The organism is Vibrio sp. ED004, from assembly GCF_023206395.1.
Taxonomy (GTDB): domain Bacteria; phylum Pseudomonadota; class Gammaproteobacteria; order Enterobacterales; family Vibrionaceae; genus Vibrio.
Window position 1 is genome coordinate 126621 of the sequence record NZ_CP066150.1, and the last position, 20038, is coordinate 146658.

15 protein-coding genes and 2 pseudogenes are annotated in these 20038 nt (G+C 44.3%); 7 read left to right on the forward strand and 10 right to left on the reverse strand.

The window, feature by feature from the left end; genetic code table 11:
• Positions 1 to 274: 274 nt before the first annotated feature.
• Positions 275 to 1609 carry a hypothetical protein gene (locus tag ITG10_RS18105; protein WP_248387054.1) on the forward strand — a complete coding sequence of 445 codons (1335 nt, stop codon included), beginning with the start codon at positions 275 to 277 and terminating at the stop codon, positions 1607 to 1609.
• Between the two features lie 114 nt (positions 1610 to 1723).
• Here the strand turns inward: ITG10_RS18105 and manA are convergent.
• The 5 genes and pseudogenes from manA to uhpT form a co-directional block, all read right to left on the reverse strand.
• Positions 1724 to 2936: pseudogene (gene manA, locus ITG10_RS18110) on the reverse strand (mannose-6-phosphate isomerase, class I).
• Between the two features lie 267 nt (positions 2937 to 3203).
• On the reverse strand, positions 3204 to 4544 hold the full coding sequence (locus tag ITG10_RS18115; RefSeq protein WP_026084398.1) for an MFS transporter: 1341 nt from the start codon (positions 4542 to 4544) through the stop codon (positions 3204 to 3206).
• An 8-nt stretch (positions 4545 to 4552) separates the two neighbouring features.
• Positions 4553 to 6010, reverse strand: coding sequence for a signal transduction histidine-protein kinase/phosphatase UhpB (gene uhpB / locus ITG10_RS18120; protein ID WP_026084397.1), 1458 nt, complete (start codon positions 6008 to 6010; stop codon positions 4553 to 4555).
• 38 nt (positions 6011 to 6048) lie between these two features.
• Positions 6049 to 6657 carry a transcriptional regulator UhpA gene (gene uhpA, locus ITG10_RS18125; protein ID WP_017061545.1) on the reverse strand — a complete coding sequence of 203 codons (609 nt, stop codon included), beginning with the start codon at positions 6655 to 6657 and terminating at the stop codon, positions 6049 to 6051.
• 147 nt (positions 6658 to 6804) lie between these two features.
• Positions 6805 to 8199: pseudogene (uhpT, locus tag ITG10_RS18130) on the reverse strand (hexose-6-phosphate:phosphate antiporter).
• 366 nt (positions 8200 to 8565) lie between these two features.
• Between uhpT and ITG10_RS18135 the strand changes: the two are divergent.
• Positions 8566 to 9345 (forward strand): hypothetical protein, encoded by a 780-nt coding sequence (locus ITG10_RS18135; RefSeq protein ID WP_017632392.1) that lies wholly within the window; start codon positions 8566 to 8568, stop codon positions 9343 to 9345.
• 163 nt (positions 9346 to 9508) lie between these two features.
• Here the strand turns inward: ITG10_RS18135 and ITG10_RS18140 are convergent, their stop codons facing one another.
• Positions 9509 to 9847, reverse strand: coding sequence for a DUF1840 domain-containing protein (locus tag ITG10_RS18140; RefSeq protein WP_026084396.1), 339 nt, complete (start codon positions 9845 to 9847; stop codon positions 9509 to 9511).
• 315 nt (positions 9848 to 10162) lie between these two features.
• Between ITG10_RS18140 and ITG10_RS18145 the strand changes: the two genes are divergently transcribed.
• Entirely contained in the window at positions 10163 to 11353 is a 1191-nt protein-coding gene (locus ITG10_RS18145; protein WP_248387169.1) for a GGDEF domain-containing protein, read from the forward strand.
• A 25-nt stretch (positions 11354 to 11378) separates the two neighbouring features.
• On the opposite strand, the gene ITG10_RS18150 is transcribed toward ITG10_RS18145, so the two are convergent.
• Positions 11379 to 11660 carry a hypothetical protein gene (locus tag ITG10_RS18150; protein ID WP_017632389.1) on the reverse strand — a complete coding sequence of 94 codons (282 nt, stop codon included), beginning with the start codon at positions 11658 to 11660 and terminating at the stop codon, positions 11379 to 11381.
• A gap of 157 nt (positions 11661 to 11817) precedes the next feature.
• On the opposite strand from ITG10_RS18150, the gene ITG10_RS18155 reads away from it, so the two are divergent.
• Positions 11818 to 12690, forward strand: a complete 873-nt coding sequence (locus ITG10_RS18155) for a pirin family protein (protein ID WP_017632388.1) — start codon at positions 11818 to 11820, stop codon at positions 12688 to 12690.
• 181 nt (positions 12691 to 12871) lie between these two features.
• On the opposite strand, the gene ITG10_RS18160 is transcribed toward ITG10_RS18155, so the two are convergent.
• On the reverse strand, positions 12872 to 13153 hold the full coding sequence (locus ITG10_RS18160; RefSeq protein ID WP_017632387.1) for a pyrimidine/purine nucleoside phosphorylase: 282 nt from the start codon (positions 13151 to 13153) through the stop codon (positions 12872 to 12874).
• A 306-nt stretch (positions 13154 to 13459) separates the two neighbouring features.
• On the opposite strand from ITG10_RS18160, the gene ITG10_RS18165 reads away from it, so the two are divergent.
• Both ITG10_RS18165 and ITG10_RS18170 read left to right on the forward strand, forming a co-directional pair.
• Positions 13460 to 13924, forward strand: coding sequence for a DUF2850 domain-containing protein (locus ITG10_RS18165; RefSeq protein ID WP_017632386.1), 465 nt, complete (start codon positions 13460 to 13462; stop codon positions 13922 to 13924).
• 397 nt (positions 13925 to 14321) lie between these two features.
• Positions 14322 to 16862, forward strand: a complete 2541-nt coding sequence (locus tag ITG10_RS18170) for a glycosyl hydrolase family 18 protein (protein WP_017632385.1) — start codon at positions 14322 to 14324, stop codon at positions 16860 to 16862.
• 156 nt (positions 16863 to 17018) lie between these two features.
• Here the strand turns inward: ITG10_RS18170 and ITG10_RS18175 are convergent, their stop codons facing one another.
• On the reverse strand, positions 17019 to 17867 hold the full coding sequence (locus tag ITG10_RS18175; RefSeq protein WP_017632384.1) for an alpha/beta hydrolase: 849 nt from the start codon (positions 17865 to 17867) through the stop codon (positions 17019 to 17021).
• A 135-nt stretch (positions 17868 to 18002) separates the two neighbouring features.
• Entirely contained in the window at positions 18003 to 18596 is a 594-nt protein-coding gene (locus tag ITG10_RS18180; RefSeq protein WP_017632383.1) for a TetR/AcrR family transcriptional regulator, read from the reverse strand.
• A 427-nt stretch (positions 18597 to 19023) separates the two neighbouring features.
• Here ITG10_RS18180 and ITG10_RS18185 point away from each other — a divergent pair, with 427 nt between their 5' ends.
• Entirely contained in the window at positions 19024 to 19980 is a 957-nt protein-coding gene (locus ITG10_RS18185; RefSeq protein ID WP_017632382.1) for an AEC family transporter, read from the forward strand.
• Positions 19981 to 20038 lie beyond the last annotated feature (58 nt).

Sequence of the window (20038 nt, forward strand, 5' to 3'; positions counted from 1 at the left end):
AAGCGAGCGATGATACCTTAACCAGCATTAAGCCGAACGAAGACGGCAGCTTAACTCTAGAATCTAGAAGCTCGATTTTTAGTGAAGTTGCTAGCGCCAAGCAATTAGATATCAGTGGGCTCAATGTTCGTTCCATCATGGATCAAACGGATGATGAGAACGTTTGGTCTAACATTATGCCAGTAGGTTTAAAATTCCCTGACAACACAACCGCATATAAATTGTCTGTAGAAGACATCAACGACAACATTTATACCTTTTACAAAGGTGATTGGTGTGCCGAGCACGCTATGAAGCGCTCAATAACATGTGTAACGGTATTAGCGCCTTTAAGAATGGCAGCGATACATGGCTTGCCACTTTAGCATCGACCATTGCTGAAGATGAATCAGACCGTCATGACACAGCGTCTAACAATCATGCAGATTTAATTCCAATGGCAGGCATGGAAAATGCTGAAATATTTGCACAGCTGCTCTCTAACGGCACCGTAGTTTATTATACAAGAGCATGGAATTTAGATTCTACATTCACCAAATTGTCAGAACTCGGTTCGTGGAAAGATGAATCCGTAAATGGCGAGGTATTACGTCAAGTTACGATTCCTGAATCTATCCACTCGCAAGCTACATGGTCTAACTACCAAAAAGAAGATAATTCCGCTTACTTGTCTGTAGTCGAAGGCTTTGTACGTATTACCTACAAGGAAGTTGAAGATGTGGGCAGTGAAGCTTATGTTTTTGATGAAGCGACTAAGCAGTTCATTTTGGATAACGCATTAACACCACAACCTTTACATCCTCTCAACCTACAGGCTTGTCTTGACTCTCTGCCGGATGCTGAGTTCATTGCGACAGCTAATGACGTCACGGTTTACGATGTACAACGCACACCTATGTGGGATCCGGAGGCAATAACACAGAACCTAACTTATGAGTTTACCTACTTGGGTGACACTTTCTCTTGGCTGAATGATGTTACGTTAGTCACCGGACTTCCAAGCTGGATTACTGACTTAGAAGATAGCCTAGAAAAAACGCGTATCGATATCAAAGATTCGGAAGGTGCTTTAATGGGGTATGAGTATTCATATAGCTCTGAAGATTACTATCTAGGTCAAGAGGGCTTTAACTCTGATGACTCACTAGGCTGGGGTTCGGCTAAGGCTGTGTTGCCACTGGCAATTGCTGATAATCAAAAGATTATCAATCAAGTGGTAGATTTCGGTACCTCAACCAATGCACCGCTAACATCACAATATGACTATGAGTATGACGAAGTCAGTGGTGAATTCATTGGGATTGAGTCTCCTGGATTAAGGACTGTATCTGTAGAAACGTCATTAGATGAAATTATCAACGGACGACCTTACTTTCTACCCACCTTCAACTACCAAGAAACATACTTAGGTAAAGAAGAAGTCACTGTACCTGCGGGTACCTTTGCTGCATGTAAAGTAACAAGTGAGACACAATTCGAAAATGACGGACCTCGTGACACTCAAACAACCTGGCTCACTAACCGAGGATCTATAAAGTCCATTCGAGAGGAGCAATCTTGGAGCATGTCGATTAATATGGAAGCAGCTAACTTACCTTCTATTAAATAATTGATAGGTAATATGAACAAGCCAATATCTTATTGGCTTGTTTTTTTCGTATTAGTTCTTAAGCCAACATCTCCATTCCCAAAAATTGATAGCATTTCAAGCTCATCGCTTCCCCTAATTAAACGCTCTGGCCACTCGTCCTTTACTGCTCAATTCATAATGACCAATATAGGCTGGGATAAATACAGATTGCCCTTTAGTGAGCGTTAAGTGCTCGCCTTTCTGACTCACTAGCGTTAGTTCAGCGTCTATTGCCATTAATATTTCAGCACCGCTTGTGATGACTTCTTCTTGCTGAGGGCGATGAAAGATATTGAAATTAAAATCACTGACCGGGATATCATAGCTATCACATTGACCCAGTTTTGAGGGGGCTAATAATAAGCGTTCGAACGGGATTGGCGTAAACTCTGTACACGCAACTAACTCAGCCACATCAATGTGTTTTGGCGTTAAACCTGCTCGTAGCACGTTGTCTGAATTTGCCATGATCTCGAGCCCAGTTCCCTTAATGTAAGCATGCGGAGTGTTCGCATTCAAATACATCGCTTCACCCGGCTTTAGTGTGATCAAGTTAAGAAGCAGAACACAAAACAAACCGATATCGTTCGGGTACTGGTGGCTAAGCTCAGTAACCAAAGCAAACTCAGCGTGGTCTTGATGAGACTCTGCGTAAGTCAGAAGTTGCTCTAATGCTTGATTTTTACGCTGGTCATTTAGCGTTAGCAGATCACGGAAGAACGCTTCTAAACCTAGAGAATCAAGGTTGTTACCAAACTCTTCAACCAAACCAGCCAGCTCGTTCGAATCCAATTGTCTGAACAAACCCAACATCTCATCGAATTCTCGAAAGCCATTCATCGCTTGATATTCAGTGATCGCGTAAACCAATTCAGGTTTGTGGTTAGAGTCTTTGTAATTGCGGTGCCCTGCAGTTAGAGGGATTCTTGCTTGTTCTTCTCTTGCAAAGCCAACCTCTGCTTGTTGCTTGTTGCTTGTTTGGGTGAACCTGAACAGACAGCGCCTTTTCTGCAGCTAAAATCTTAAACAAGAACGGCAGTTCACCAAACTCCTGCGCAATATCAGTAGATAAATAAGCCGGTTTATTTTTGTTAATCAGCTCAGAGAGAGGCACCAAATGTTGGTCCAACTTGACCATTGAACAACCTTTCGGATGCGCTCCCATCCAAACTTCCGCTTGCGGTTCTTGTGACTCATTCTCAAAGCCAAACAGTTCACGTATCGAAGAAATACTCCCCCATGCATAATTTTGGATGGTGTTTTCCATTGGGAAGAATGAGTGTTCTGAGAAGTGGCTGAGTGACATGGCGTTTTCCGTAGTGAGCCCTTTGAACACAATTCAGAGAGCTGATTTCTAATAACGTAAATAATTAGAAAGACTACAGAGCACAGCTAAAACCCACATGAGATGAGGTCTTAGACGCAATAGGAAAAATTCTTAGAAACGAGTGAGAACGATGAAAAGCGTGAAAAGAGTCACATTTGAATGCTACGTATAAAAAACGCTGAAGATAAGATAGCTGCACAATAATCAGAGGACTATTAGCAGCTATCTTATTGACGAAGAAACCCCTTAAAAACCAGAGCGAGCCTCTGCATTTTTCTGAGGTGATTGAGCTTGTAGGAAAGGCAGTAGCAGCAACCCGATGACCGCTGCACAAGTAGAGATGGTAATGAAGAACCCACTCCAACCGTAGGTTTCTAGAACAAGCGCTAATGGGTAACCAGAAAGTGCTGCACCCATGTAAGCAAACAAGCCAACAAAGCCTGTCGCTGCACCGGCAGAATCTTTGTGCGAGCATTCGGCCGCTGCTATGCCAATAAGCATTTGAGGGCCAAAAACAAAGAAGCCAACACAAAACAGCCCAGCCGCTTGAAACACAAAGTTGGTTAAAGGCATAAGCCATAAAGCCGATACCGAGAGGAAGATACCAATCGCAAACAGGATGTTCATCGGGCCACGGTTGCCACCAAACAATCTATCCGATCCCCACCCGGCAACAAGTGAACCAACAAAGCCCCCAATCTCAAATAGAGATAACGCAGCGTTGGCATTGATCAAGCTATAGTTGTGTTCTTCGGTAAGATATAAGTTACCCCAATCGTTGACTGCCGTTCTGACGATGTAAACCAACACATAGCTAAAGGCGAGCAACCAAATATACTTGTTGCTGAACACGTAAGTTTTCAAGATCTCTCGATAACTTAACCCTTGCCCATGGCTCTCTTGCGCCAATTCAAGATGGTCATTGCGCCACTTCCCGACGGTCGGAAGCCCCATCGTGGTGGGTTTATCACGCAAACGCCAACAAACGATAAGACCAATAAAAACACCAATCACACCCGGCCATATAAACCCTGCTCGCCAACTGAATTGAATAGTTAGGTAGCCTACAAGAATAGGAATTAGTGCCCCACCAACGTTGTGTGCTGTATTCCATATGGCCCAGCGAAAGCCTCTTTCGGAGCGAGAATACCAAGTCGTCAATAGCTTAGAGCACGATGGCCAACCCCAACCTTGGAACCATGCATTCAGTACCCAAAGCGAGATAAACGCAACTAGAGAACTCGAAAAGCCAAACGCGATATTGATCAAACCTGTCGCAATTAGGCCAAGCCCCATAAAATAACGCGGGTTTGAGCGATCCGATATCGTGCCTGAGATAAATTTCGATAAGCCATAAGAAAGATAAAAGAGCGTGCCAATTAAGCCAATATCGCCTTTGTCCAAACCAAGATCGGTAATCATTGCAGGCGCGGCATAATTAAAGGTTTTACGAGTGAAATAAAAACCCGCATAGCCGACATACATTCCTATCATGATGTGGAGACGCCAGTAGCGATAACTCTGATTGACCTCATCATCAGTAAGAGCATAACTCTTGGACGTTGTTGAACGCAGAAATCCAAACATATTCGTTCTCACACTTTAGGTAATGTAACGCTGATATTGGTACCCGAAGATGAGCCATTAGCGTTGATTGTCATCTTGCCGCCGAGCGCCTGAACACGCTCCTGCATACCACGAACCCCCATTCCTTTGAGAAGGTCTTGCGCTGTAAAGCCAACGCCATTGTCTGTGATCTGAAGATAAGCCTGATCATCTAGAATCAGTTCAATTCTAATTTCGCTCGCTTGAGCATATTTATGAGCATTGTTTAAAGATTCTTGACACAGACGGAAGAGAGTGACCTTAAGCGTGTCACTCAAGCATGAATAATCACCTTGCCAATTTAACTGGATATCAACACCATGATCCGAAAACTCCATCTCTCGAATAAGCTGTTCAACGGAGTCTTTAAGATCAAGGTCGTCCAACATTTTAGGTCTTAGTTTTGTTAGCAAGCGTTTAGTGGTGTCATAAACATTCAAAGACAATGACTCAATCGTACCCGCACAGCGAACGCTCATTTCAGCGGCATCAACGCGCTTAATAATGCTTGCTTGCGTACGAATTGCCGTGATGTTTTGGCCAATTTCATCATGCAGTTCACGCGCAATATCACGACGAACCGACTCTTCCGCTGTTACTAGCTGGCGTGACAAGTTTTGATTTCTAGAGAGCTCATTACGCAATTTCGAGTTGAGATCTTTCTGCTTTTGAACCGCAAGGCCAAGCAATATACCCGTAATAGTTTGAGCAGATAGAGACAAGAGTAAGTCGGTAATTTCGAGTTTGGATGTTCCGCTGTGAGCTGCAATCAGCGCAACACTATTTAGCATTGTTGCAAGCAGAGCACCTTGCCATCCGTAACGAACGGCGAGCAAGATAATAGGGATGGCCATACAGAATGGGGCGAAGCGTCTTAGCTCATCAGGTAAACTGGTTTGTATCAAAATACTGGCCACCAGCAACACACTGTATAAAGCAATGTGACGGATTTTGAACTCAACGACATTGTTGATTAGGTAAGAGCTCAGTGGCGCCCACTTGTTTTGGAATAGGTAGTTCCAGACCAGATAACACATCGGCACTAACATCAATCCGCCAGTGATACTCACCAACCACACCATATAAACAGCCGGAACATGAGAACCCACCACGGCAACATTAATGAATGCTGTGACCATGATTAAGCTCGCCATCACTAACAAGTGACGATTCTGGTCACCATAGTAATAACGTTTGGCAATTAACGTGGCAGGGATGCTCAATCCACTGGCGATGAGTATCGTCAGCCATTGAGGCTCATCAAGTAGAAGAGCTAAAGCGATCGCAAGCCCCCACTCTGCAATATAGATCGCAGGCCAGTAGTGAGTGCGAGTATGCAGCGTCATTCCCAACCTGAGTGAGAATGGGAAAAGCAGTATGGCTAACTCGGGGTCATTAATGAAATAGAAGGCAATAACCCACAAACAGAACCATGCACAGCCAGCCATAAAAACCCCGCACAAAGAGGTGGCTAGATAAGAGCGCATTAGTACTGATCTTGAGTGAACAATTTAGCTAACTCAACGTTGTTCTTAACATTGAGTTTGTCCATCGCATTGGCACGATGTACATGCACCGTTTTATGGCTAACCCCTAGCTCTACGGCGATAGATTTCACGTCGAGCCCTGTTGCCAATAGCTGACACACTTCGCTTTCTCTGCGGGTGAGTTGATTTAAAGAGGCTTTATTCTTCATGGGTGTCGCAAGTTTGATAGCAATATCTGGCGTGAGATAACAGCCACCATTCGCACTCGTGTGTACGGCTTGGATTAACTCATCAGGGCTACAGCGCTTGCTGAGATAACCTTTGGCTCCTAATTCTAATGACTTTTCAACCATCGCGGGAGAGTCATGAACGCTTAACATGATACTGGCAATGCCTGATGGGATCTCTTCCAATAAGCTCAGGCCACTTTCATCTTGCATTGAAATATCTAAGATCACGACATCAGGGTGACAACTTGGCAGTCCAAGGCGCGCTTCTGCCGCAGAGTTAAATTCACCCACGACCGTAATATCAGCCTCAAGACTGAGTAATTGAGCAAAGCCAGATCGAACAATGACGTGGTCATCAACTAACGCAACATTAATCATGATATTAACCAAAATTAAGAGTAAGAAAGAAAAATAGCCCCGACAGGAGCTATATAAAATTTAGTTTATTGGTAAAGATGATACTGAATCGAACTCACGATTGGTATGATCTCACGTGCTTTAAACCAATAAAGCACGTGAGACTCGCTACGCGTTTTGAGCCGCTAAGTGCATTTTCTTAGCGTGGCGAATCTTCTTCTCTTCCGCTACCGCTACAAATAGCAGTAACACGATACAAATCGCAGCTGAGGTATCGAGTGCAGCGAACGTTCCTTTCCAACCCGTTAAGCCGAAAATAGGCGTTCCGTCTGCAATCATACCTAGGCCTAGTTTGGCAAAGCTGTCACCAATTAAGTAAGCAAATGTGCCTTTCACACCATCCGCAACGCTGATTGCTTTCTTAGGCACGAAACCTACCGCAGCAACACCAATCAGCAGCTGAGGACCAAACACTAGGAAGCCAAGCACGAATAGTGATGCGAGGTACATAAATTCACTCGTTGCATGCTGGTAAAACTCTAGAGAAACAATGATCAGAGCTAGCGATACACAAGCAACCAAAGCACGGCGTCCGTTAGCAAGGTCTGACAGATAACCTCACATTAGCGTGCCGACTAGTGCGCCAACTTCAAACAGCGTGAAGCCTGAAATAGCCGTTTCTTTTGATAGACCTAGCTCTTGATACGCATAAACGGTAGACCATTGATCGATACCGATACGAACAATGTATAAGAAGATATTCGCGAAGCAGAGCAACCAGATAACTTTGTTTTTCAGAATGTATTCAACAAAGATCTCTTTCTTGGTCATTTGGTTCTCTTCAGCGGCTGTATCTTCTTCGCTGACTTCTTCACCAAACAATTCTTCAACCGTACCCAAGCCGTAGGCTTCTGGAGAGTCATTACCAAAGCGCATACCAATAAAGCCAACCACAATCGCGATGATCGATGGGAACACGAACATACCGATCACGTTACCGTCAAATAGGTAGTTTGCACCGAACAGCGCAACGCCAGCAGCACCTGCACCACCTACATTATGCGACATATTCCAAAGGCCTAAATATGAGCCACGCTTGTTACGAGGTGTCCATTTGGTGATGGTCGAGTAACTTGATGGCCCACCGGTACTTTGGAAGAAACCACTTAACGCATAGAAGGCAACCATCATGAATAAGCTAGCGCTACCGCCGCCCATACTGAAGCTGAAGCCCAACATGGCAATACCAGAAAGAACAAGCATGAATGGCAGGAACTGCTTAGTGTTTTTACCATCGGCATAATAGGAAACGACGGTTTTACCTATACCGTAAGTGATAGAGAAACCCAGACCAATAAGACCTAGATCCGTCATCGATAACCCATAAGTAGAAATCATGTCGTTTTGCGCGACATTGAAGTTCTTACGAATCAGATACATGGTTAGATAACCAATGAACACGACTAGGTAAGATTGTAGGAATGGTTTAAACCACATTTTTCTTCTAGTTTCGACCGGAAGATCCAGCGTCGGTTTTCGAACCTGGTCTAGGAACTTTAACATTGTGAACTCTCTTATTATTTATGAGGTCTGCACGGCATAATTGCGGCCATGCATTGTTTGTTATTTGACAGGAAAATAATAAGGAGTCTAAAAATCGACCGCATGAGAGAGGGTCTTAGAATAACTAGGAAAAATTCTTAGTTCAGAATTGGGAGTCAAGAAAGCGTGAACAGCATCACTTTGTTTACGGTGTGTTATGGATTGATATTACGATAACAAAATTATCGACTGTCAACGCTAACGGACCAATTTAAACACTCTCGCTGAAACACTTCGCAACAAATAAAACACTGTTCATAATTTTCTTCTGACAATGCCTTGATAAAATTTTTGCTCTTTATTTATACATCTTTTAGGGCCGAACTTATGAACTCGTTGACTAAAGCATCACTGACTGCTGCTATTTCTCTTCCTCTACTTGCAGGGTGTGTAACGCCTGGTGAAGATGATCCAAACGCAAGCACTAAACAAGGTGCAGTGGGTGGTGCTCTGTTGGGTTTAACATTGGGCGCGCTAACAGGTGAGGCGGATTTAGCTGTCCAAGGGGCAGTCGTTGGTGGTTTGGCTGGAGGTGTTGCAGGGGCAAGTAACGACATTCAGAACAACCGTGAAAACATCCGTCATGACAGCCGTAACGAAGCCATTGCACAAACTGGTGGCACACAAGCAGTAAGCCCAGCGAGCACTGAAACAACTCAGCAGAACTGGCAAGAGCTTAATAACTTCATTGGCGAGTGGAACGTTACTATTCGTAATCATGTTGATACCAACAGCAATATCGGCAGCCTTCAAGCAACGGGCAATCTAGCGAGTATCAGCCAAGCCAACATAAATATTGGAAACCAACAGGGCGTTGAACTCTCTGCACAGTTTTCTTATACGGCAGAGCAAGGTTACCAACTGGATGTCATGAATGACGCGACTGATGTGACGGTTAACTTCGCAGGTGAACATCAACCACAAGCGAATCGTTACAACTTCTACCCAACCAACATTCAAGACATCATTTACCAAGACGTGAACAGTGCTGATGTTCGCCTAGAACTGGCGATGGTGAGTGAGAAGCTATGGATTATCGACAGCTACGCATACATCGATGGTTCTGAGAAGAAGCTACAATCTATCCGCTTCAATAAAGCGAGCTAATAGAGTGATATAACAAAGCTAGCACAACCACAGTGCCAACATTACTATCAATGTTGAGCAATGGTTTAGCGCTGGCTTTGAACATGGTGCCCTATTCTTGGCAACAAAGGCTATAGCACTTATTTCCTGTAGCCTGTGCTGCCAAGAATAGGGATAAAAAACCTTACAAACGCTTACCGCTGCCGTCTTCCCACATCACTTCACACTCTTCTTTGATGGCAGCTTTTAACAACTCTACCAGTGGAAACGCTCGGCTACCGATATTAACAGGCGCTTCAGCAACCTCTTCTTCATTATCGTCATCAACATTCTCTTGCTCTACCTGCTTGCTCTGCTCAGAGGCGATCGCAGCACGTAAATTATTCAAAGCTTGAGGTACCTCAGAAGCATCAATGGCTCCAGGGATCGTGCCACTATGTCCGAGCATTTTAATAAACTGCAAACCAACCTCACCAAACATAGTGACGCTAGCGTGAGCCTTGCAACTAAACGTAATTAACATAATGAACCTCTCTCAATTTTGGTTATCTGCAAACTATGTTGAGTAACACACTGGAAAGCAAGTAGATAATGGTAAAACCGTATCTTCGAACTTGAATCTTGATAGTTCCATCTTCGAATAAGTTTGTACCGTCAGTGATACACGTCACCATTTATTATCGGTTGAATAGTCTTTCATATGAAAGCTTGATAGTAGTCACACTAAATAGAGATCAAAGCCTCCGCATAGCTTATTATTTAATCTACTATTAACACCATTATCAAAAACTTTGGCACAAATCACATGAAAAGGCTCGTCGGCAGACACCTAGAAGAAATGGCGGACATACGATCGACCCGCAAACAAAAAATTGTCCACTCCTTTTCAATGACTGCCGCTACGTTATTCATTTTCTATACTTGGGCTTACTTCCAAGGCCAACACTATACGCTGTCAGCTTTCGAATTGTGCTTTGCCATTATTGCCATCTCTAACGCATTTTACGTAAGAAAAGTCTCCAATCCTGAGTATTCCGAATTAATTCTGAGTGGTGTTCTTCTAGTTCAGGGCATCATCCTATTCTTGTACAGTTATGCTATTCCCGACAGAATACTTTGGCTCTACCCGATCTTAGCTGCTGTCATATTCATTAACGATTTCAGAATTGGCGTTATCTTGAGCACCTCATTTTGCGTGTTTATCAGTACATTGATTACTGCAATGCCTAACAACTTTTCTTTGCCATTTAACAGTACACACAGGTTTATCCTTAGCTTATTTACCATGAGCTTGGTGTGCCATACATCCGCCTATTACTACACAAAAGCCGTCAGTTATATCCAACGCCTTTATCAAGAAGGCATTGAAGATCTGGCCTATAGAGATCAACTAACAGGCTTGGCAAACCGTTGGAGCTTTGAACGCTGGGCGACAGAAAAGTTAGCGACTGTGGATAGTGAGCGATCACTTACCGCATTGGTCTTTTTGGATATTGATGACTTCAAAGGTATTAACGACAGCTACGGGCACGACGTCGGAGACAGTGTCTTACAGCATTTTGCTAATCGCTTGAGTAACAACATTCGAACCAGAGACAGAAAAAGTCACGAATACGATTATTCCATTGCGCGTTTTGCCGGAGACGAATTTGTTCTTATGCTCTACGATATTCCTACTCGTAAAGATCTAGATGGTATTCTCGATAGGATTTGCAGGCTGTTCGAAAGCGGTTGCCAAACAAACGAAAGAATCAAGGAATTGACGCTAAGTGTTGGGGTTTCTTTATATCCGCAAGATGCGACAGAATTGCATGAGTTAACAAGGTGTGCAGATAAAGCCATGTATGTTGCTAAGCACTCAGGGAAGGATCGATATGCTTATTATCATGACAACCCAGTATCGACATTGATAGAAGAACTACCGGCGAACCTAGCTGGCTCAGAATCGGATTCTTCTGAACTTGGAAATTGTCTTGAAACGAAAGTGGAAGGAAACAATGTAACGCTGTTAAAAACACGTCAACGCTAGCCTGCCATACAACTCAGCGGCGATGTTAACCTGCAATGTACATAAGCCAAAGGCTTACTAACCCAATCACAATAATCCATACAACTTGTCGGGTACGGTCCGAGTTAATACGCTTGGGCCTAGATACTGGTTTAAAGGCGACTTGCTTATCTGAATGCATAAAAGCCGCTTCCACCTCGCGCTTTTTCCCCCGTCGCTTGACGGCATTATTCGCTACTTCAGTAAAACGCTGACCTTGCTCCGTTGTAAAATCATTATCAAAGCCCATTCGACCGTGCCTTTCGCCATGTTTTTGTTGTACTGCCATAGCGGCCTCCTTGGCGATCTAATCTATATTGAGTATAGACTTAATTTCATATTGTTACCTGTTCAAGATTTTCGAATAAGACACTCAACGCTGTGCCATCTTCTTTCTCAATCAAATTACATAAACTACAGCTATTCAAGTTTATGAGGGTTTCAAAATGACGAATGTAAGAGCAGTTGATCATGTGATTACGGCACATGCCACCTCAGATGGTGATGGTGTCAAAATCCAACGAATCGCTGGTTTTAATTACGCGCGTTTCTCTCCATTTTTGATGATTGATGAACTTAAGTCGGATGAAAGCAAAGACTATGTTGGCGGCTTTCCTCCGCATCCTCACCGCGGGATAGAAACGCTCACTTACATGCTCCAGGGCCACTTTCAACACAAAGACCATATGGGAAATGTTGGAGAGCTACGCAGCGGTGGCGCGCAATGGATGGCTGCAGGGCGTGGTGTTATTCACAGTGAAATGCCAATGATGGAAGAAGGTGCGCTGCATGGTTTTCAGATTTGGATAAACCAACCTGCGACACATAAAATGCAGCCAGCGCAATATCACGACTTCCAAAGTGAAAGCATCTCGGAGCATCAAGGTGAACAAAGTGGTTTGCTGAGAGTAATTGCTGGAGAGTTTGAGCTGCACGGCCAAGCTACCGGTGACTCAGAGGCTTTACGATCACAAGGTCCATTACAGAAAACAGGTGTACCATTAAGTGTTGCGGATTGGCGATCTCATTCTGGGCAAAAAATGACGTTAGGTACTAATGTTAATCACAATGCCATGACTTACGTGTACCGAGGCTGTATTAAGATCGGCGACAAAGTTATTAACCAAGGTCAACTTGCCCTGCTCACCAAAGCTGACTTGTTGTCTTTGGATAGCTTAGAAGATTCCGGTGTACTGATTTTTTCTGGCGAACCGATTAATGAGCCTGTTGTGCACTATGGCCCGTTTGTCATGAATTCGATGGAAGAGATTGAGCAAACCATTCAGGACTACAACAACGGTGTGTTTGAGACTTACTGATATCTAGACTTAGCGCTTGTGCGTTGAAGATTGAAGATATTTTGCAACGAACAACGATTTGGTCATCCATTTGATGACTACAAAAACAAGTGACACTATCCACTGCCGGTTACTATCACTTACTTAACCACGCTCTTAGAGCGTGGTTTTTCTTATTAGACAGAAGCTAGTTTAAGGCTTCTTATAGGTACTCACACAAGTAAGCTGTCGCTTCTTTTACCTGTAGGTCGAATGAAGAATCGCCCACCACGTCAAAAGACTCACCAGATTGGTATGTTGTCCAATCGTCATCGCCAACACGCTTTACAATCAGAGCGCCTTTAACCACTGTCATCTTTTCAGGTGCAGCAGTACCGAACGTGTACTCACCAGCCGCCATTACACCAACACTCACATCAGCACCAGACTGGTTAAACGCTAGCGACTTAACGCCACCTTCAAAATATGTATTTTCTTTAATCATTGTACTTCCTTGTTATCTTCAAATTGCAATTACTGAGCTCACCGAGTAAGCCTGTGCGTAAATTTAGGTGATAATTGTTTTAACCAATTCGAGACGCTCCTACAAGAAATAAATACGCCTAGCTTAAGCATTTCTGGAATTCACTTTCATTGATAACGCAAATACTGGGGAGCAAGATTAAAAACACTAACGCAACCTAATTTATTAGAACATTCGATCCTGCTTCTAACTCTTATAACAACTTTTGCAAACTAAGGTTTTAGTTAATAGAATCAAAAGCAATATCAGTCGATAAATGAAGAGATAATGGCAAAAAAGCCGACTAAAAGCAGAGATCTATTTGCCGCCTCGTTACTCTACGGCTTCCTATTAGCTGGCTTTATAATTGCCCTTACCGCTGGCTATTTTGCTTACCAAGCCCACCAGAAATCTGTCAGTCCAAGCAACGTCTATGGCACATGGATAGAGATTGCAGCTCCACCTTACAACACCGATATCCTAACGCTTTCAGAGAAAGGTGTGATGATGAATCATCGTCTTATCACTACCTCATTTGATTTTGACGGTAAGATTGTCACGATCAACACAGGCTCTGGAACCACCGTTTACACCATCAGTGGCACCTACGACTCGCCTCGCTTGAAGCGACTAGAACCAAGCGTACCATCTCAGCAGTTTGTTAAAGAAGGCTACGAAGATACTGCAACTGGTGATACCCATAGTATCATGCAACAACGACGCGCTTCGTTAGCCGAGCAATTCAAAAGATAGCCCTCTCTCTTTACTCTGAGCAACATTATTCATCAGCTTTAATCGTCGTTCTGTTCTTCTCGCCCAACAGACTTCACTTTGTGACACCGCTTCAATTCACCATATTTTCTTATAGTTTGTCGCACCTTTCCATAACTTCATGTCGTGAATTTTCACTTATGAGATTTTCCTACTAAAGAGGATTTTATTTTATAAAACATGGACTCAGTCTCTCATTCATTAAGCAACAAAATTGTAACAAGATACAATTTTTTAGTTGTCCATCGAAAACGAATTTATTTTCAGTTATGAAATTAAAACTCTCTCGAATACTGACTGGGAAGCTCCTTCAAAACTGATTGGAGCCGTTTATGGGGCCATTTGGTTCTCGTAACCTTCAAGGAATGAGAGAAATAGTATGATTCGTATAAATACCTGTGCTGCGAGTATCGCTCTAGCGCTATCTGGTACAGCATTAGCTGCTCCAACCGCACCTAGCATTGACATGTATGGTTCCAACAACCTGCAATTTTCTAAAATTGAACTCGCGATGGAAACCACTTCTGGCTACAACCAGATGGTGAAATATCACGACAAAGCAAAGGTCGACGTTAAATTTAACCAATGGAGCGGTACGTCAGGAAACACGTACAACATCTACTTTGATGGCGTTAAAGTGGCAACAGGCCCAATCACTGGTAGCCAAACCACGGCTTCATTCGAATACGGCCAAGGTGGCTTATTTGAGATGGAAATTGAAGCATGTGACGAAACAGGTTGTAGCAAGAGCGCACCAGCTCAGATCACAATCGCTGATACTGACGGCTCACACTTAGCGCCACTTGCGATGAACGTAGCTCCAAACAACAAGTCATACAATACAGACCCTAACACGGTAGTAGGTACTTACTTTGTTGAGTGGGGTATTTACGGCCGTGATTACACCGTTGATAACCTGCCCGCTGACAACTTGACCCATATCCTTTATGGCTTCATCCCGATTTGTGGTCCGAACGAATCCGTAAAATCAGTAGGTGGTAACAGCTACAACGCACTCATGACAGCTTGTCAAGGTGTTAACGATTACGAAGTAGTGATTCATGACCCTTGGGCGGCTTTCCAGAAGAGTTTCCCTCAAGCCGGTCACGAATACAGCTCACCAATCAAGGGTAACTACGCGATGATGATGGCGCTTAAACAGCGCAATCCAGACTTGAAAATCATCCCATCAATTGGTGGTTGGACATTGTCTGACCCGTTCTTCGATTTCACTACAAAAGCGAACCGCGACACGTTCGTTGCATCGGTTAAGAAATTCCTCAACACATGGAAATTCTACGACGGTGTGGATATCGATTGGGAATTCCCTGGTGGAGGCGGTGCAGCTCCCGACCTTGGTGACCCTGTAAATGATGGCCCTGCTTACATTGCACTGATGGCAGAGCTGCGCGTGATGTTAGATGAGCTAGAAGCTGAAAACGGTCGTACTTACGAGCTGACTTCTGCGATTGGTGTCGGTCACGATAAAATTGAAGACGTGAACTACGGTGATGCTATCCAGTACATGGATTACATATTCGCAATGACTTACGACTTCTACGGCGGTTGGAACAACGTGTTAGGTCACCAAACAGCACTGAACTGCGGTAACTTCATGCGTCCTGGTCAATGTGACGGTACAGGGCTTGATGAAAATGGCGAACCATACACTGGCTCAGCTTACACCACAGACAACGGCATCCAATTGCTGCTTGAGCAAGGCGTTCCAGCGAACAAACTTGTAGTAGGTACCGCGATGTACGGTCGTGGTTGGGAAGGCGTATTACCTTCATCACTCACCGATCCTAGCGACCCAATGACAGGCATTGGTAACGGCAAACTGAAAGGCAGTTCTGCACAAGGTGTTTGGGAAGATGGCGTTATCGACTACAAGGGCATTAAGGCGAACATGCTTGGAGCGAACAACCAAGGCATCAACGGCTTCGAATATGGCTACGACGAAATGGCAGAAGCGCCATACGTTTGGAACCGTACTTCTGGTCAGCTGATCACGTTTGATGATGACCGCTCAGTTAAAGCAAAAGGCGCGTACGTGCGTAGCCTTGGCCTTGCGGGTCTATTCTCTTGGGAAATTGATGCAGACAACGGCGACATCCTGAATGCGATGCATGAAGGTCTTGCGGGCGGTACGACAGATCCTGTCAACCGTAAACCAACGGCTGCTGCAGGTGCCGATCAATCAGTTGAAGGTCCAGCTTCTGTTTCTCTAGATGGCAGCACTTCAAAAGACAGTGACGGTACAATCGCTAGCTACGCTTGGTCACAAGTGAGCGGTCCAGCCGTAACACTGGCTAATGCTAATGCGTCTATTGCAAGCTTCGATGTTGTGGAAGTCGCACAACAAGAGACTCTAACATTCAGCCTAACCGTAACAGACAACGAAGGCGCAACGTCAACAGACACGGTTGTTGTAACAGTAAATCCTAAAGACACAGGACCAGTTAACACAGCTCCGATAGCAGTGGTTACGGCTCCGGCTGAAGTCAATGCGGGTGACGTTGTTGTGGTTGATGCGTCAGCGTCTAGCGATGCGGATCAAGACACATTAACCTTCGCTTGGGATGTACCTGCTGGTATTGATGCAACGGTTCAAGGTTCTTCAGTGAGCTTTGTCGCAGCGGAATACACGCAAGACACAGTACTGAACTTCTCTGTAACCGTTAGCGATGGCACTGATACATCGGTAGCCGTTACTTCAGTGAAAGTTCTTAAGAAAACCACAGGTGGCGGTACGTGTACTAACGCTTGGGATTCAAGTGCAATCTACACTGGCGGCGATCAAGTGACTCAAGTTGGTAAGGTTTGGGAAGCGAAATGGTGGACAACAGGCGAAGATCCAACAACAACAGGTCAATGGGGCGTGTGGAAAGAGATCGGCCCAGCAAACTGTGCTAACTAAAAAATAGCATTTAGTTAAACACTAGCTAAGAATCAACTAAACACCTAAAAGCAAAGGCCAACCAGATAATGTCTGGTTGGCCTTTTTATTTATATTTTCTGAGCTTTGAGCTTACGATTTTTTTACTGGCATCCTTCTGACTTGCGATCGTTGGACTTAGCCAATTAAGTTATCAAAACTCTCGAATACTTGTGGGCACTTCATCACTCGGCCGTGGCCTTGGCCTTGAGTGGCAATCAAGGTAACGCGACCCATTTCATTCGCCGCACGCTGAGACACATCAAACTTAGTAAACTTATCTTGTTCATCATGAACAATGATCGTTTGAGACTCACGAAGTGCTAGCTTGCCATAGGGATCAACAGATTGAATTGGGTAGTTAAACTGCTCTTCGACTTCCCCAACTACGGCCTCAAACAGTTTCATCGAGTAACCAGAACGCGCAACGCTGCCGAAAAGGTTTTCTAGATAATCAAGTACAGGTGCAATCAGCAATAATGGCTTGTTTTCTAATTTAATGTGCTTACATTCCAACGCGGAAGCTGTACCCATGCTGTGACCGACCAAACCTGCCACTTCACCCACCGAATCGAGAATAGCTTCAAGGCCATTCACAAACGCTGGGATATGGCCATGTACACCATCACTGCCACCATGAGCCGGATGGTCGTAAGCCAGAGCAGTAAAGCCTTTCGCGGCAATATGCTCCATTAAAGGGAAAAACTGACTCGCGGTACCAGACCAACCATGAGTCAGAATCCAAACTGGACCCGTGCCCAAAGAATAGGTTTTTAAAACCCCATCGCGGCCTTTGATTTCACCCTTGATAAGTCCTTGGGGATCGGCATTTTTTTGCTCAGTACGCATTGGAGTCAGCAGTAATTTGCGCGCAGTCTTCTTCGCATGACTCGGCGCTAAAATGTAGTGCAGATTGGTGGTTGCACCAATTAGGCTACGCTTGAAGCTGAACTTGTTCGATGTATTAAAGTAAATTTTGTCACTCATGACCGTTCCTTGTATCGCCATTAACTATGGCGGATAGCGCTCGGCCCTAAAAATCGAACGACCGTGCTATTTGTTGATATAAAAAATGATGCTACTGCAGACCACCATTTCTCTCAAAATTGCTCTTAGATACGCTTAAACTACTTTCCAGCTGGCAATTAAGCGCTCTACACCACTCCAAAAATGGGTATGGCTCGCTTGTTGGCCTCGCAATGAGTAGAACAGGTTTGCACTCAAATAGAGACCGTATAACTCGAAGGTGGCTTGTTTAGGATCTAAATCAGCTCTGAACTGCTTGCTCTCAACTGCTTTCGTTACCTGAATGGTCAAGTAATCAATCCACACTGAAATAGTTTTCTGCAGTGACTTTTGGATCACAGAGGTTTCGCTGCCTGCATCTTTCCATGCATCAATAAACATGCAACTGCCTTGGAATGAGTGATTCCAACCCAACCAATTGTCGAGCAGCTGTTTTAATTTCGCTTCAATATCACCATCTCCCAGCTCTCTTGCGGGAATAATGACTCTTTCAGTGAATATGGCGTTGGAATATTCAAGTACAGAGAGTTGCAAGTTCTCTTTAGAGTTGAAGTGAGCAAACAAGCCACTCTTCGACATGCCGCATTGCTTGGCTAACTCACCAATCGTCAAACTCTCAAGCCCATTTTCACTCGCAAGCGCGAATGCGTGGCTCAAAATATACTCTTTGGTTATCTTTCCTTTGCTCATTATTCACCAATGATAAATCTGATACATTATTTTTAGCACGTTCGTTCTTTTTTTCAAGATTTTTTACTTAACCCTTGGTATTCATTTTGTCTTATCTAGGGCGTGTTGACCTTTCGTGGTAAAATTTTGTTCGAGATAAAAGCGTTTTAATCGCGGCGAGGGGGAAGTAGCCTAGTCATTCTAAGCAAATCCCCCTCAACAAAGAGTAAAACGCTTTTAGCCGAACCCTTCGGGCAGCGTTTGCTGGTCATTTCTACTGCGTTATCGGCCTTTCATGTAGGCTAGCTACACATCAAAGCCTCTGCCTTGTAGACATACCCAGCAATTCGCTGCAAAAATCAGCTCGAAAGGTCCACATGCCCTGATAACTGTGGAAAAATGCGACAGTATTCAAAGGAAATTGAAATCGACTAACAAAGGAAGAAGAATGAACACACTTTGGGAACAGTTTGCGTTTTCGGCGTCAGTAACAGGCCCTATCTGTTTAATGCTGTTTCTTGGTGTGATGCTCAAGCGAATCGGCTTAATCAATGACAATTTCATTGATGTCGCATCTAAGGTCGTATTTCAAGTCACCCTACCCGCGATGCTATTCCTAAGTATTGTTCAATCGAATCACAACTTTTCAGCCAGTAGCGCTTTAGTTGCCTTTGGCGTCATCGCTAACTTTGCCTTTTTCTTGTTCACGATTTTCTCAACCAAGTTGGTATTCAAAGGTTCGAAAGATCAAGGTGTGATTGTCCAAGGTGGGTTTCGCGCTAATACTGCGATCATCGGCCTCGCCTATGTGGCTAATATCTATGGCAACCAAGGCGTGGCATTGGCGGCTATCTATGTCGCATCCCTAACCGTGCTGTACAACATTCAAGCCGTAATTGCACTGACACCAAAAGGGGAAGACACAGGCGCGAAAGCGATCAAAGTAATCGCTAAGTCGATTACCAGGAACCCATTGATCATCGCTATTTTCTTAGCGGTCGTCTTCTATGCACTTTCGATTCCTATCCCCAAAATGGTGACTGACGCTGGTCAATACTTTGCCAACATGACGTTGCCTTTGGCTCTGCTGTGTACCGGCGGGTCACTAGATATCAGCTCACTCAAACAAGAAAAATTGTCGACGTGGTTCGCCTCTAGCTACAAGTTAATTGCCTCACCGTTACTGATTACACTGGCTGCTGGATGCTTAGGGTTTGAAGGGCTCGATCTCGGGCTAATCTTCTTAATGAGCGCGGCACCAACAGCGGCAGCAAGCTACGTTATGGCTCGTGCGATGGGAGGAAACTCAACACTGGCAGCTAACATCATCGCGCTTACCACTGTTGTTTCTCTTACCACTTGTACACTCGGTATTTTTGTACTTACTGCAATGGATTTAATATAGCTGCGACAGGCTTCAAAAAACCGACACAAGCCTTAAAACAAAGGTCATAAGCCTTGAT